The 14,822-nt window shown below is 70.1% G+C and carries 12 protein-coding genes; 4 read left to right on the top strand and 8 right to left on the bottom strand.

Annotated elements, in window-relative coordinates; translation table 11 throughout:
* Nucleotides 1–5 precede the first annotated feature (5 nt).
* From ACIBK0_RS21860 to ACIBK0_RS21870, 3 genes are all read right to left on the bottom strand, one after another.
* Nucleotides 6–2,351, bottom strand: coding sequence for a glycoside hydrolase family 65 protein (locus ACIBK0_RS21860; protein ID WP_399082259.1), 2,346 nt, complete (start codon nt 2,349–2,351; stop codon nt 6–8).
* Nucleotides 2,348–3,088, bottom strand: a complete 741-nt coding sequence (locus ACIBK0_RS21865; protein ID WP_399082262.1) for an HAD family hydrolase — start codon at nt 3,086–3,088, stop codon at nt 2,348–2,350. Before ACIBK0_RS21865 ends, ACIBK0_RS21860 begins: the two co-directional genes overlap by 4 nt.
* A gap of 65 nt (nt 3,089–3,153) precedes the next feature.
* Nucleotides 3,154–3,552, bottom strand: a complete 399-nt coding sequence (locus ACIBK0_RS21870) for a YybH family protein (RefSeq protein WP_399082265.1) — start codon at nt 3,550–3,552, stop codon at nt 3,154–3,156.
* A 414-nt stretch (nt 3,553–3,966) separates the two neighbouring features.
* Between ACIBK0_RS21870 and ACIBK0_RS21875 the strand changes: the two genes are divergently transcribed.
* Both ACIBK0_RS21875 and ACIBK0_RS21880 read left to right on the top strand, forming a co-directional pair.
* Nucleotides 3,967–4,269, top strand: a complete 303-nt coding sequence (locus ACIBK0_RS21875; RefSeq protein WP_399082268.1) for a DUF6191 domain-containing protein — start codon at nt 3,967–3,969, stop codon at nt 4,267–4,269.
* Between the two features lie 44 nt (nt 4,270–4,313).
* Nucleotides 4,314–5,015: a nucleoside/nucleotide kinase family protein gene (locus ACIBK0_RS21880; protein WP_399082615.1), complete on the top strand. Its 702-nt coding sequence runs from the start codon at nt 4,314–4,316 to the stop codon at nt 5,013–5,015.
* Here the strand turns inward: ACIBK0_RS21880 and ACIBK0_RS21885 are convergent.
* The 5 genes from ACIBK0_RS21885 to ACIBK0_RS21905 form a co-directional block, all read right to left on the bottom strand.
* Complete coding sequence (locus ACIBK0_RS21885) at nt 4,945–6,777, bottom strand: hypothetical protein (protein WP_399082271.1); 1,833 nt, start codon at nt 6,775–6,777, stop codon at nt 4,945–4,947. The genes ACIBK0_RS21880 and ACIBK0_RS21885 overlap by 71 nt on opposite strands.
* Nucleotides 6,778–6,783: 6 nt before the next feature.
* A complete protein-coding gene (locus tag ACIBK0_RS21890; protein WP_399082274.1) occupies nt 6,784–7,662 on the bottom strand; it encodes a carbohydrate ABC transporter permease in 879 nt (292 codons plus the stop codon).
* Between the two features lie 15 nt (nt 7,663–7,677).
* Nucleotides 7,678–8,655: a carbohydrate ABC transporter permease gene (locus tag ACIBK0_RS21895; protein WP_399082277.1), complete on the bottom strand. Its 978-nt coding sequence runs from the start codon at nt 8,653–8,655 to the stop codon at nt 7,678–7,680.
* A gap of 46 nt (nt 8,656–8,701) precedes the next feature.
* Entirely contained in the window at nt 8,702–10,084 is a 1,383-nt protein-coding gene (locus tag ACIBK0_RS21900; protein ID WP_399082280.1) for an ABC transporter substrate-binding protein, read from the bottom strand.
* 218 nt (nt 10,085–10,302) lie between these two features.
* Nucleotides 10,303–11,427, bottom strand: a complete 1,125-nt coding sequence (locus ACIBK0_RS21905; RefSeq protein WP_399082618.1) for an ROK family protein — start codon at nt 11,425–11,427, stop codon at nt 10,303–10,305.
* Between the two features lie 228 nt (nt 11,428–11,655).
* On the opposite strand from ACIBK0_RS21905, the gene ACIBK0_RS21910 reads away from it, so the two are divergent.
* On the top strand, nt 11,656–12,555 hold the full coding sequence (locus ACIBK0_RS21910) for an N-acetylglucosamine kinase (protein WP_399082283.1): 900 nt from the start codon (nt 11,656–11,658) through the stop codon (nt 12,553–12,555).
* 181 nt (nt 12,556–12,736) lie between these two features.
* A complete protein-coding gene (locus ACIBK0_RS21915; RefSeq protein WP_399082286.1) occupies nt 12,737–14,680 on the top strand; it encodes a phosphatase PAP2 family protein in 1,944 nt (647 codons plus the stop codon).
* Nucleotides 14,681–14,822 lie beyond the last annotated feature (142 nt).

Genomic DNA, 14,822 nt, shown 5'->3' on the forward strand with positions numbered 1-14,822 from the left:
GCGCCTCACCCCTGACGGTTCGGCCGCCGGTGCGGCGGCTGGTCGGGGGCGGGGCGCAGCCTCGGCGCCGGGATGGGAAGGCCCTGGGCCTTGTCGCCGTCGACGGTGACGGGTTCGCTGTAGTGGCGGATCTCCAGGGGCTCGCCGGTCACCAGCGTGTACGTGGCGACGCCCGGCTCGATCTCCACGCGCAGACGACGGCCGAGGAGTTCCAGGGAGAAGGCGAGCCGGCTGAAGCGCTCCGGCAGCCGGGGCGCGAACTCCAGGGTGTCGCCGTGGTGGCGCATGCCCCCGAACCCGGCCACCAGGGCCATCCAGGTCCCGGCGAGCGAGGCGATGTGCAGGCCGTCACGGGTGTTGTGCTCCAGGTCCTCCAGATCCATCAGCGCGGCCTCCACCAAGTAGTCGTAGGCGAGGCCCGGATGCCCGGCCTCGACCGCGATCACGGCCTGGCAGCAGGCGGACAGGGAGGAGTCCCGGACGGTGAGGGGCTCGTAGTAGGCGAAGTTGCGGGCCGTGTGCTCCTCGTCGAAGAAGGGGCTGCACTTGTACATCGCGAGCACCAGGTCGGCCTGCTTGACGACCTGTTTGCGGTAGATGTCGAAGTACGGGAAGTGCAGCATCAGCGGGTACTGGTCGGGCCGGGTGGCGGCGAAGTCCCAGCGCTGGTAGCGGGTGAACCCGGCGTGCTGTTCGTGGACGCGGAGTTCGTCGTTGTAGGGGATGTGCATGGCGTCGGCGGCGTCGTGCCAGGCGGCACTCTCCTCGGCGTCGACGCCGAGCTCCGCGGCTCGCCGAGGGTGGCGCTCGACGACGTCCGCGGCGGCCAGCAGGTTCGTACGGGCCATGAGGTTGGTGTACGTGTTGTCGTCGGCGACCGCGCTGTATTCGTCGGGTCCCGTCACCCCGTCGATGTGGAACTTCCCCTGGTGGTCGTGGTGGCCGAGCGAGCGCCACAGACGGGCCGTCTCGACCAGCAGCTCGACCCCGGTGTCGCGTTCGAACCGCGCGTCGCCGGTGACAGCGGTGTAGCGGACCACGGCGTCGGCGATGTCGGCGTTCACATGGAAGGCGGCCGTGCCGGCGGGCCAGTACGCCGAGCCCTCCGAGCCCTCGATGGTGCGCCAGGGGAACGCGGCGCCCCGCAGACCGAGTTGGGCCGCCCGCTCGCGTGCGGCGGGCAAGGTGTTCTGGCGCCAGCGCAGTGCCTCGGCGACGGCGCCGGGCGAGGTGTAGGTGAGCAGCGGCAGCACGAAGGTCTCGGTGTCCCAGAAGGCGTGGCCGTCGTATCCGGAGCCGGTGAGCCCCTTGGCGGGTATCGCGCGCTGTTCGGCGCGGGCGCCGGCCTGCAGGACGTGGAAGAGCGCGAAGCGGACGGCCTGCTGGATCTCCTCGTCGCCCTCCACCTCGACATCGGCGCGCGCCCAGAAGTCGTCCAGATAGGCGCGCTGTTCGTCGACCAGCGCCTGCCAGCCGCCGTGTTCGGCCGCCGCGAGCGCCGCGTCGACCTGATCGCGTACGGCCGGCAAGGACCGGGGGCTCGACCAACCGTAGGAGACGACCTTCTCCAGACACAGCTTCTCGCCGGGTGCCAGGACGGAGGTGACGGTGAGCCGGGCGATGTCGTCGCCGCTCTCGCTGCTCGTGGTGGTCGGCTCGGGTCCGTTGACGACGTGGTCGGCGGCCGTGGCGACCCGCAGTCCGCTGCGCCGAGTGCGATGCACCAGCCGCAGCCGCCGCCCCGCCGCGAAGTGCTCCTCCGCCTCCAGCGGCGCCTGCAGGGCGGTCGCGGCCCGCGGGTCGCCGCCCCGGCCGGGCAACTGCTCGTTGGCCACGAGCTCCGACTGGACGACCACGCGGACGCGGGCGTCGACGGCCTCCACCTCGTACGCCACGGCGGCGATCGCCCGTTGGGTGAAGGACACCAGCCGGGTGGAGCGCAGCCGGACCGTGGAGCCGGCCGGTGAGGTCCACTCGCAGGTCCGGGTGAGCAGGCCGGTGCGCAGGTCGAGCACGCGTTCGTGGGAGCGCAGCAGTCCGTAGCGCAGATCGAACGGCTCGTCGTCGACCAGCAGACGGATGATCTTGCCATTGGTGACGTTGATGACCGTCTGGCCGGACTCGGGGTAGCCGTATCCCGCCTCGGCATAGGGCAGCGGGTGGACCTCGTGGACGCCGTTCAGATAGGAGCCCGGAAGGCCGTGGGGTTCGCCCTCGTCGAGGTTGCCGCGCCAGCCGACATGTCCGTTGGAGAGGGCGAACACGGACTCGCTCTGCGGCAGAAGGTCGAGGTGGAGGTCGTGCTCGCGCAGGATCCAGGGCGCGACGCCGTACGACGTGTGGGTGATCACGCCCGCTCCCCCAGTTCCGCCAGATCCCGTACGACGATGTCCGCGCCGTGTGCGCGCAGGGCGGCGCCCTGTCCCACCCGGTCGACGCCGACGACGTACCCGAAGTGGCCGGAGCGGCCAGCGTCCATGCCGGCCAGCGCGTCCTCGAAGACGGCGGATTCCGCGGCCTCGACTCCGAGGTCGCGCGCGGCGGCCAGAAACGTGTCCGGGTGCGGCTTGCCGGGAAGCCGCCGCTCGGCGGCGACGACACCGTCGATCCGTACGTCGAAGAGGGACTCCGCGCCGACCGAGCGCAGGATGTCGCGGCAGTTGGTGCTGGAGGAGACGACCGCGGTCCGCAGCCCGCTCGCGCGCACCGCTTCGATGTAACGCAGCGTACCGTCGTACGCCTCGACGCCGTCGCTGCGGATCAGCTCCAGCAGCAGGTCGTTCTTGCGGTTGCCCAGGCCCTGGACGGTGCTGCGGTCCGGTGGGTCCTCGGGCGCCCCCTCGGGCAGTTCTATGCCGCGAGAGGCGAGGAAGGTGCGGACGCCGTCGGCACGAGGGCGTCCGTCCACATACTCGTCGTAGTCGGCCTTGTCGTCGAAGGGACGGAATCCCTCACCGTCGCGCTGCCGCAGAAAGTCGTCGAACGTCCGCTTCCAGGCAGCCGCGTGGACGACGGCGGTCTTGGTGATGACGCCGTCGAGGTCGAAGAGGCAGGCCAGGATTTCTTTCGGAAGACCGAGCTCTGTCATAGGAGGAGTGTGCCCCGGGGACCCGCGGACAGTGGGTGGCGAACGACACACCGCATCGCGTCGGATCAGTCGTGCGGGTACGAATGGTGCTCGTGGGCAACCCTCCAGCGCCCGTGTTCCTTGCGCAGTCCGAGGGTGAGCCGCAGGCGAAGGTCGGGCTGTTCGGCGAACTCCTTCGCGGTTCCGCAGCGCAGCAGGGCGTGCGCGTACGCCACGTCCTCGCCCGCGGTGACGTCGAGGGACTCGATCTCGAACGCCGCGCCCTGCGCCTGCCACTCGAAGAACGGCGGCCAGGTCTCGCGGTACGCGTCGATGCCATGAACCCCCTCGTAGGGCGGCGGCACGTCGTACATCACGATGTCGTCCGTGTGGTCCACCAGCACACCGTCGAGGTCGCGCTGGTGAACCGCGGCGGCCCAGCGCTCGATCAGGGTACGGATCTGCTCCTGGTCATCGTTGTTCATGGTCCATGCATGCCCCGTCCTGTCCGGGACTTCTCAACCGCTGCCGGGCACGGATACTGGGGCCATGGAATTCGCCGTCTTCTTGACATCTCCCCCAGCTGAAGCAGGGGGATTCTTCCCTCGCGGGTTGAGCTTTCTGCTTCTCAGACAGCAGCTGCCCCGAATCAACGGCGGGGGACGTGGGGACGCCCAGCAGTCTTACGCCAGCTCCACAGACCTGACATCCCGCCAGCCCGGCGGTAGGCCCGGCCAGCTTGGTTATCACCGGCCGTGCCTGGCAACTCTACTACATCCGCAGGCAGTTGCTGGTGGACGACGATCCGCCCTGGCGGCGAATCGTCTTCCCTTGCCCTGCTCCGCAGGAGTCCGTTTCCTCCCCAGCCTGAAGGCTGGGGTATCCACGGAGGAATCCAGATGACCCTGCCCGGCCTGGTCATCCTGCTGACGTTGGTGGCCTTCGCGGGTCAGCTGCTGCTCCGGGCAGGGCGGGCGGGCCTGCTGCCCTGGCGGAACGGTGCGCGGCAGGGCCAGATATCCGCGACCGGGTTCGAGCAGCTGCACGCGAGTCTGTCGCCGGGCAAGCAGAACGAGCTCAAGGAACGGCAGTCGGCCCTGCTGATGCGGGACGACGAGGAGGACGGTGCGCCGCCGAACCGGACCACGGTCGATCTGGTCGGCGGGGCCGCGGTCGTGCGGATGCCGCCGGCCGGACGGTAGGCGCGGCGCCGGTGAATACGGAACAGGAAGTCGGGGAGACCGGGGTGCCCATGACCTTCGACGATCTTCTGGAGCGGGCGGCATCGCTGGTGCGTCCCGGGCGGCGTGCCCTGCTCGGTATCGCCGGTAGTCCCGGTGCGGGCAAGACGACGCTCGCCGAGCGTCTGGTCCGGCGGCTGAACGGTGCCGGTCCTGCCTGGGTCGCTCAGGTGCCGATGGACGGTTTCCATCTCGCGGACGTCGAGTTGGACCGCCTGGGCCGCCGCGACCGCAAGGGCGCTCCCGACACGTTCGACGCGGCGGGGTACGCGGCGCTGCTGCGCCGGCTGCGGGAGGACGAGGACGACCTCGTCTACGCGCCCGGTTTCGAACGGATTCTGGAACAACCGATCGCGGGTGCTGTCCCCGTGCCCCGCGCCGCCCGCCTCGTCGTGACCGAGGGCAACTACCTGCTCCTGGGGGATGCCGACTGGGCTCGCGCGCGGGCGCAGCTGGACGAGGTCTGGTTCTGCGAGCTCGACGAGGCCGAACGCCTGCGGCGTCTGGTCGCCCGCCACGAGGAGTTCGGCAAGGACCACGACACGGCGGTGGCCTGGGTGCTCGGCACGGACCAGCGCAACGCCGACCTGGTCGCCGCGACACGCGGACGCGCCGACCTGGTCGTCGATGCGGCGGTCAGCGCGGACGGAGCTCCAGTTCGGGTTCCCCTCGCGGATCGCCCGCGGGATCGCCGATCCGTGCGGTGAACGCCTCGGTGCGGATGGTCAGTTCCGCCGGGCTCCCCTCGAAAGCGGGGGTGAAGGCGCCGCCGGGGCCGTACCGCACCGCGAAGACGTGCAGGTCCTCCGGAGCGCCGGGAGCCGGGTCCGCTTCGAGGGCCGTGGAGGCCACGAGATGCCGCCAGCCGTCGTCCGGGTTGCCGTACCCGCGCGGGTCGGCCGCCAGGGCGAAGGCCTCCAGCTCCTGGGTCGTCTCCGAGCGGGCGTCGAAGTGGTCGGCGCCCTCCGCCCGCGGGTGCGTCAGACTCAGGCCACCGGCGGAGGTCACGTCGGACTCCGCGGTTCTGCGGACCCGGTCGCCGTCGTCCTTGGCGTACGGCAGCCCGGCGAGCAGGTAGGGAGTCCCGTCGAGCCGTTCCACAGCGACCGTCACCCACAGGCTCGTGCCGTTGGTGACGTACAGGGACCGGACGTGGCGCAGGACGTGGTCGCGGCCTACGACCGGCTTGGTGACGAGCTTGGCCGTCAGCGCGTCGGTGCGCAGGTCGCGTACGCGGACCTCGCCCATGGGGCGGCACAGCAGGAACCCGTCGGTGACCGGGCCGAAGCCGTGCTGGCGGTTGACCGCGGCGGCCAGGTAGTACGTGCCCGCCGCCTCGACCAGCGACGGGGTCATCCGGTCGTCGAAGGCCACCGAGACCGTTCCCGCGCGGAGTTGATGGCGTACGGGGTCCTTCGAGGGTGCGCGGTGCCAGCGCGAGGTGTCCTGGATCTGCCAGACCAGCATGAAGGCGAAGTGGCCGTCGATGCCTCCGTCCCGTTGGACCGCGTGTCGGCCCCAGCGGGTGTCTCCCCGGTAGCGGCCGAGGTCGGCACCGATGCGGTGGCCGAAGTAGCGCAGGCCGAGCACCGACTCGAAGCCGGAGTGCTGTTCGCTGTAGCGGGGGCCGCCGTTGTCGTAGCCGCCGACAGCCAGGCGCGCGTCGATGTAGCGGGCGAGGGCGTCACCGTCCTCGGCGAAGATCTCCTCGCCGCTGATCCGGTGGGCCTGGGCGAGGAAGGACAGGGAGATCGGGCCGTAGTTGTTGTCGTACGCTCCGCCGTGCTCCGGGGGCAGGAGCGCGCCCCGGTCGCGTACCCGCCGGGCGCGGATCTCGTCGACGTACAGGCTCATGGCGCGCGCACGGACCGGCTCCGCTTCCTTCGTGGGCAGGTGGCGGGCAAGCATGAGCCCACCGACGACACAGCCGATGGCCTGGTTCCCGGCCTCCTGAGGATTGAAGAATGTCGCCTCGGTGAGCCAGTGCCAGTAGCCGTGTGCCAGCTCGACGAGTTCGTGGCGTTCTTCGTCGGGGACGATCGGGTCTGCCGTGGCGAGGATGTTCACCGCCTGGAGCAGCGCCCACACCGTGCTCGGCCAGTCACCGATGGGGTGCGCGCCGGCTTCCAGTACGTAACGGGCGTACGGCAGGCCGGATCCGCGGATCCTCAGGTTCGGGTAACCGGGGTTGTCCTCGGTGAACACCCGCTCGCGCAGATGGAAGCGCAGGCTGCGGCACACGGCCTCCGCCAGGCGGGGATCCTTCGTACGCTGCCAGGCAAGTGCCAGCAGTGCGGTGATGCCGAGTGAGGTGTCGCCGATGTCGTCGAGGGCGGCGGGGTGTTCGAGACTGCCTTCGGGGGTGAGGCGGGCCAGTGCCTCCTCGGCGACGGCGGTGAGGACGGCGTCGTACGCGGCCGGATCGTCCGGGAGGTCGTGCAGCGGGCCGCGCTGATGGGGAAGATGCACCGGATGTCAGCCCTTCATGCCGGAGGTCGCCAGGCCCTCTACCAGTCTCTTCTGGAAGATGAGGAAGCAGATGAGCGTGGGCAGGAGGGCGAGTGTCGACATGGCGAACATCGCGCCGTACGACGAGCCGCTGGTCTTGTCCAGGAACAGGGTGAGGCCGAGCGGCACGGTGAAACGGGCGTTCTGCTGGAGGTAGACGAGCTGGCTGAGGAAGTCGTCGTAGGTCCAGATGAAGGTGAAGATGGTCGTGGTGACCAGGGCCGGGCGCATCAGGGGCAGGATGATCTTCCAGTAGATCTGGAAGGGGTTGGCGCCGTCCATCATGGCGGCCTGGTCCAGTTCGCGCGGGATGGAACGGATGAACTGGACCATGAGGAAGATGAAGAAGGCGTCCACCGCGAGGAACTTGGGCACGATCAGCGGCAGGAAAGTGTTGATCCAGGTCAGGTTGTAGAAGATCGTGTACTGCGGGATCAGCGTCGCCTGCATGGGCAGCATCAGCGTGCCGAGCATGATGCCGAACCAGATCTTCTTGCCGCGGAACTCGAAGCGCGCGAAGGCGTAGGCGGCCAGCGAGCAGGAGACGACGTTGCCGATCACCGCGCCGATCGTGACGATCAGCGAGTTGGTGATGTAGAGGGAGAAGGAATTGCCGGAGCCGCTCCAGCCCTCGGAGTAGTTCTCCGGGCGCAGCGCGTTCGGGACGAGCCCGGGGTGGGTGAAGATCTCGGTGTCGGGCTTGACCGAGCTGCTCAGCATCCACAGCAGCGGGTACAGCATGGCGATCGCCATGCCGATCAGCAGCGTGTGGACCAGGATGCGGCGCGGGCCGGTGAGCGAGCGCAGCTTCTGCAGTGGCGAAACGGACGGGGTGATGGCGGACATGGGCTGACTCCTCGCTCAGTCGTCGTAGTGGACCCAGTAGCGGCTGGCGATGAAGTTGACCGCCGTGAAGCCGGCGATGACCAGGAACAGCACCCAGGCCAGCGCCGAGGCGTACCCCATCTGCAGGTCGGTGAAGCCCTTCTTGTACAGGTACAGGGAGTACAGCATCGTCGAGTTGAGTGGTCCGCCGGTGCCGTTGCTGACGACGAAGGCGGGGGTGAACGTCTTGAACGCGTCGATGATCTGCAGGACGACGTTGAAGAAGACGATCGGGGTCAGCAGCGGCAGGGTGATGCGGAAGAAGCGGGTGACGGGGCCGGCGCCGTCGATCGCGGCCGCCTCGTAGACGTCCTTCGGCAACTGCTTGAGGCCGGCGAGGAAGATGACCATCGGGGTGCCGAACTGCCAGACGGCCAGCAGGACGAGCGTGTAGATCGCAGTGTCGGGGCTGGAGATCCAGTCCTGGCCCTTGATGCCGAACCAGCCGAGGAAGTCGTTGAACAGGCCGTCGCCGCCGAAGACCTGTCGCCACACGATGGCCACGGCGACCGCCCCGCCGAGCAGCGACGGCAGGTAGAAGGCGGCCCGGTAGAGCCCTATGCCCTTCAACGGGCGGTTCAGCAGGATCGCCACGCCGAGCGCGAGCGCGAGCTTCAGCGGTACGGAGACCAGGACGTACAGGAGCGTGGCGTGCACCGAGTCCCAGAAGACCGGGTCGTCGGTGAACATCCGCTGGTAGTTCTCGGTGCCGACCCACTGCGCGGGCGTCAGCAGGTCGAACTTGGTGAAGGAGAGATACAGCGAGTCGAGCATCGGGTAGATCGTCAGCCCGAACAGGCCGAGGAACCAGGGGGCCAGGAAGACGTAGGGCCACCATCCGCCGCCCCGCCGTCTGGCGAGGCGGCGGCGCATGCGATCACGTTCCCGCTGGTCGGCGGGTGTCGCCGGAGCCGGCGGCTCCTTCACGACCGCATCGGTCTTCGCGGTGGTCATTGTCATCTCCCTGGCCCTCTCCCGGTGTTCGTACCTGCGCCGCGGCCTACGCCGACAGGGTGCCTGCCGCCTGGTCGAAGAACTCGCCGAGCTGCGCCTTGATCGACTTCTTGCCGAAGGCGACGGCAAGGTTGGCCTGGAACAGCAGGTCCCAGATCTGGTCGGCGCCCTGCGGCGGGGGCACCGGAGCGGGCAGGGCGTTGGTCGCCTTCGAGACGCGCTGGGAGATGTAGTCGGCGTTCTCCATGTTCAGCTTGTCCGTCTCGGTCAGGCCCGCTGAGATCAGCTTGCGAGCCTTGTCCGTCGGCGGGATGCCGCGCAGCAACTGCATGTCCTTGATCGCCGTCGCGTCCTGCGCGAAGAACGACATGATCTTGACGGAGTCGGCGACCTTCTTGCTGGCCTTGGTGGCGCTCAGCAGCACACCGCCGTTGACGAAGTTGCCCTCGCGGGCGCCGGAGAAGTCGCCCTGCGGGGTGGGCAGGAAGTCCAGCTGTGCGTCGGTGATGGAGCCGCCCGCGCCGTACACGCCGGAGTCGAAGGTGAACAGGGCTTTGCCGATGACGACCGCGTTCTTGGTGAGGTCGTTGTGCGCGGCGGAGGTGATCGCCGGCGGCGGGGAGGCATGGGTCTTGCGCATCTCGGCCCAGTACTCCCACCACTCCTGGAGGGTGTCGGAGGTGAAGCCGAGCTTCTTGCCGTCGTCGGAGAAGAAGGTCTGACCCTTCTCCCGCGCGAAGATCTCGAAGCACTGGAGGGTGGAGCCGCCGCCGTCGTCGACGCCGTAGATCTTGCCGCCGCTCTTCTTGTAGACGTCCTGGGCGATCTTCTTCAGATCGGCCCAGGTCCATTCGCGGTCCGGCAGCTTCAGGCCCAGCTTCTCCAGGCCGCTGCGGTTGAGGGTGAGCTGGTTGACGCCGATGCCGGACGGAACGCCGTACAGCTTGCCGTCGACGGTGCCTGCGGCCAGGAGCGTCTTGGAGAAGCCGGTGAGGTCCAGGGTTTTACCGACGTAGGAGTCGAGCGGGGCGAGCACTCCCTTGCGGGCGTACTGGGCGACCAGCGCGGTGTCCATCTGGAGCAGGTCGGGGGCACTGCCGCCGGCGACCTGGGTGTTGAACTTGTCGAAGTAGCCGTCGTAGCCGGAGTAGCGCTCCTCGATCTTGATCTTCGAGTTGCTCTTCTGGAAGGTGGTGAGCGCCTTCTTGTAGGCGTTGTGACGGTCGTCGCTGCCCCACCACGCCATGGTCAGCTTGTCGCTGGTGGTGCCTGCGCCGGTGCCCCCGGCGCAGGCGCTCAGCGAGCCGCCGATCGCGGCCGCGGCGGCTATGCCGCTCGCCGTGCGGAACAGGCTTCTGCGCGAGATCTGGTGACCCACCGGGTCCTCCTTGATGTGCGTGACGGATTCCCCGGCCGGTCGATGCGGCACGGGTCTGTTCTGCCTCGGAGTGCGCCTCCGGCGGCACGGCCTCGCCCAGCCGCACCGCTCTCACGGGTGGGGCTCCCGGCCACCGTGGGCCCACCGCACGAGCACGCCCTCGTGCGGCCGCCGTACCTCGCGTACAGACGGGACGCTCACCCCAAGTCGGCGTCCCGGCCGACTTAGAAAGCGCTTGTCCGGACATTGGCAGACCGAGCCGGAGGCCGTCAATCCTTCACCCATGAGCCACCGGTCACGGTTTGGATTCCCCGGGCGACCGCGAGCCGGGCGGCGCCCACGACGGTACCGGCGTCCCCGACCGTGCTGCTGACCACCTCGGTGGGCCAGCTCAGCCGCGCCAGTTCGGCCCGCACACCCGGCAGGAGCTGCGGGTCCGCGCCGGTGCTGCCGCCCAGCACGATGAGCCCCGGGTCCAGCACGGCGGCCACGGCGGCGGCGAGCCGGCCGACGTCGGCGGCATGGCGGCCGACCACGGCGCGGGCCGTGGCCCTGCCCTCCGCGGCGAGGGCGAAGAGCCGCTCGGCGGTGCCGGGGAACGGTCCGTCGGCGTCCTGCCACGTCTCAGCGGCCCGGCGCAGCAGGGAGCGCGAGCCGATGCGCTCCTCCAGCGCCTCACGGCGCGGTTCGCGACCCTCGTCCCACGGATAGGGCAGTCGGGCCACCTCGCCCGCGGCGCCGTTCGCCCCGCGCAGCACCTGGCCGCCGATGACGATGCCGAGGCCGATGCCCACGCCGATGCGCAGATAGCCGAAGGTCTGACGGCCACGGGCGGCACCCTCGTGAAGCTCCGCGAGCGCGGCGCAGTTGACGTTGTTCTCGAGATGGACAGGAACGCCCGGCGGCAGGGCGACGGCCATGGCATCGAAGACGGGCCCGGCCTTGGCGGTCGCGGGCCGCATACCGGTGCCGTCCTGGTCCTGTGCGGTGACGTCGCCGACGGCGACGACGATGGCGCGCAGCGGGCCGTCGGCGGGCAACCCGGCGAGCGCCGTGCGTACGGCGTCGGCGGCGTGCGCGCGGGAGCCGGTGCCCTGGGCGAGCAGCGTGCCGTCCAGGGCGCAGCCACGCACCTGGGTACGGGCGGGCCCGAGGTCTACGGCGAGGACGGCCCCGGCGGCCGGCCCGAGTCCGTAGATGGCGGCGGAACGGCCGGTGCCGCCCGAGACGGTACCGGAGTGGGCGGCGAGCTCGGCCGCCTCGAGCTCGGCCACCGCGGCGGAGACGGTCGGCTTGGAAAGGCCCGCACCAGCCGCCAGCTGGGGACGGGTGGCGGTGCCGACCGCAGCCAGTACGGCGAAGACCGCGCCCGCACTCTCGCTCAGCCGCCCCATGCCTTCGCCCAGGTCGTATGCCACAGCTCTCCCGCAATTCGTCGGACCGCGCCCAAACCTCTTGACGCACCCTACTTCGTTAGTTAATTTCCTAACGAACTCCACGGTACTCGCCTGCCGTGGCCCGTCAGAGGCCCGTCCCGGGGCTTCCCGAATGCTTCAACTCCGGTTTGTCCAGGCACGGTTCGCCCGCCGTTCGCAGCTCGGTCCAGCGACGAAAGAGGTTCCGTGCAGGACTCCACGCCCCTCGTGGTCGGTATCGACGTGGGCGGCACCAAGACCCATCTCCGTGCGCGCGAGAGACAGCGTTCCGTCGCGGATCACGTCCGTACGAGCAGTGGATGGCGGCCGCACGACCCGGCCGCCGCCGCCGCGTGGCTGACCGCACTGGTCGGTGACGCGCTGCCGCCCGGCATACGTCCGTCCGCCGTCGCCGTGGGCGGACACGCCTGCGAGACGCCCCGCCAGTGCGAGGAGATCCGCGCCGCGCTGCGGGAGCGGCTCGATGTGCCCGCGCTCGTCCTGGGTGACGCCGAACTCCTGGTCCCCGCCGCGGGGCTCGACAAGGGCGTCGGCCTGGTCGCCGGTACCGGATCGGTGGCGGTGGGCCGGCTCGCCGACGGAAGCCCCGTTCAGGTCGGTGGTTGGGGTGCGGTGCTCGGCGACGAAGGCGGTTCGGCCGGTCTCGTCCGTGAGGCGGCGCGGGCCGCGTGGGCCGCGCACGATCGCGGCGAAGACCCGGACGCGCTGGCTCTGGGACTCATCACCGCGTTCGAGGTGAGCGAAGTACCCGCGCTCGGCGCGGCCTTGGAGAGCGCCACGGATGTCTCCGCCGAGTGGGGTCGACACGCACGAGTCGTGTTCACGGCCGCCGAGGCGGGCTCGGCGCTCGCCCGCCGGGTGATCACCGAGGGCGGACGAGCGCTCGCCGGGCTCGTCGTGCGCCTCGCCGAACGCGGGGTCGCCGTCGACGACGTCGTGGTCGCGGGCAGCACCGTCCTCGCCCAACCCGACCTGTACGACGCCTTCGTGGCGTCGCTGGCCGAGGCCGCTCCGGGCGCGCGGCCGAGGCCTTTGCGGGTGCCACCCGTCGAGGGGGCGGTGGCGCTGGCCCGTTCACTCGTATGACATGTCTCGGACGCCGAGCCCAACCCGGCCCGACATGACTCGGCCGTAGATCTTCGCTTGTACGACACACCCTCGCCACGGGACACCTGCGACTGACACGTCTCATGTGCTCCCTGATGTCCGGTCCATCGAACGACCTCCCACCGGCCGCACGGCCGAAGAACTCGAGAGAGGCACACCCATGCCGTCACCAGCCGGGCACCGCGCCATCCCCTCGGCCGGTCAACTCACCGTCGAAAGGCGGGGATTCCTCAGAGCCTCCCTGGGCGCGTCAGCCGGCCTGCTGGCCGCTCCGACCGTCGTCAGCTGGCTCGTCGCCGCGGACGCGAAGGCCGCCACGGGTCCCGCCGCGTTCGTCGACGACTACACGACCAACATCCCGACCAACCTGACGCCCGAGACCAATGCGGTGGTCCGGATCCTCGGCGGCATGGCCAAGGTGTGGAAGACCGGTGACGCGTGGAACACCGGCACGCCGCTGCAGCCCGAGGTGCTGCGCGCCAACATGCGCTATTGCGCCCGGATCACCGCCGCCCGCACCGACGCGCAGGCCAAGGAAGCATTCATCTACGACCGCCAGCACCAGAGTTACGCGATGATCGCGGGCCTGGGTCCACTGGCCGACCTGTACACGTCGGGTGCTCAGGCGGTCACGTCGATCACCAGCGCGCCGGACGGCACCCCCGCCGGGAAGATCAACGACGCGGTGCCCGCCGACGCTCCGGCCGGTTCCACGCTCGGCGCGGGCTCGCACACCTCCGCGCTCGGCAAGGTGGCCGAGCTGGTCGACACGGTGCGCGGCCCGTACGCCTCGGGCAACCCGGCCAAGTACGCCTACCAGTACCCGCGCCCATGGCGCATGAACGAGGAGAGCGAGGTCGTCGACACGGGCAAGGTCGACACGCTCGGCTTCCCCGTCTACGACTCCGACGTGATCGTCGCCCCTCAACTGCTGTGGCAGCGCGGCACGACGCCGACCGACGACGGCGGCTTCCCCAGCGGGCACACCAACGCCTTCCACCTGGCGGCACTGGCGTACGCGTATGCCGTACCGGAGCGATTCCAGGAGCTGGTGGCCCGCGCCTTCGAGCTCAGCCACACCCGCATCATGGCGGGCATGCACTCCCCCGTCGACGTCCTGGGCGGCCGGATCATGGCCACGGCCCTGGCCGCCGCCACGCTCGCCGATCCGCAGTACGCGGACCTCAAGGCCGCGGCCCGCACCCAGGCCGCCGCGTACTTCCAGCAGCAGACCGGTACGACGGCGGACACGCTGTACGCCTACGCCCACGCGGCCGGCGTCGACACCGACCCGTACGCCGACCGAACCGCCAATGCCCGCGCGCTCGAGCCGCGTCTGACCTACGTGCTGACCCGGCACGGCCGCTCCGAGGACATGAGCGTGCCCAAGGGGGCCGAGGTCCTGCTGGAGACACGCCTGCCCTACCTCGACGCCGCGCAGCGTCGCGAGGTGCTCCGCACGACGGCACTCCCCTCCGGGTACGTGCTGCTCGACGGCTTCGAGCAGTGGGGGCGCCTCAACCTGTTCGCCGCCGCCGACGGGTACGGCGCGTTCGACTCCGACGTGACCGTCACCCTGAACGCGGTCGACGGCGGCTTCGGCGCGGCGGACACATGGCGCAACGACATCTCCGGCTGCGGCGGCCTGATCAAGCGCGGCAGCGGCTCACTCACCCTGACGGGAACCAACCGTCACACGGGCGGCACGCTGCTGGAGGAAGGCGTGCTGACCGCCGGTTCCTCGGGCGCTCTCGGACACGGTGACGTCCGGGTGGAGAGCGGCACGCTGCGGGTGGCTCCGGCGACGGCCGCCCGTGTGCGCGGCGCCTACGCGCAGGCATCCGGGGCGACCTTGGAGGTAACGCTGCGCGAGGGCGGCACCCCCGCGCTGACGGTGGACCGACGGGTACTGCTGGGACGGGACGCCACGCTCTCGGTGCGGCTGGACACCGAACGGACGCCGACCGCGGGAACCACGATGTCGGTGATCCGGACGTCGGCGCTGCGGGGCCGGTTCGGACGGATCGACGTGCGGGCGGACGGCTACCGGGCGGTGCCGGTGTACACGGCCGAGGGGTTGTCCGTACAGCTGACCAAGCACTGATCCGCGTACCCGACGTGTGTGAAGGGGCCGACGGCCGACGCCGTCGGCCCCTTCACATGTCCTGCGACAGGTCGGTGTCCGATTCCCGCCGGACGGAGTGCCGGACAAGCGGCAAAATTGCTGGTGGAGCGGTCCCGGTACC

This window comes from Streptomyces sp. NPDC050564 (assembly GCF_044457265.1).
Classification (GTDB): domain Bacteria; phylum Actinomycetota; class Actinomycetes; order Streptomycetales; family Streptomycetaceae; genus Streptomyces.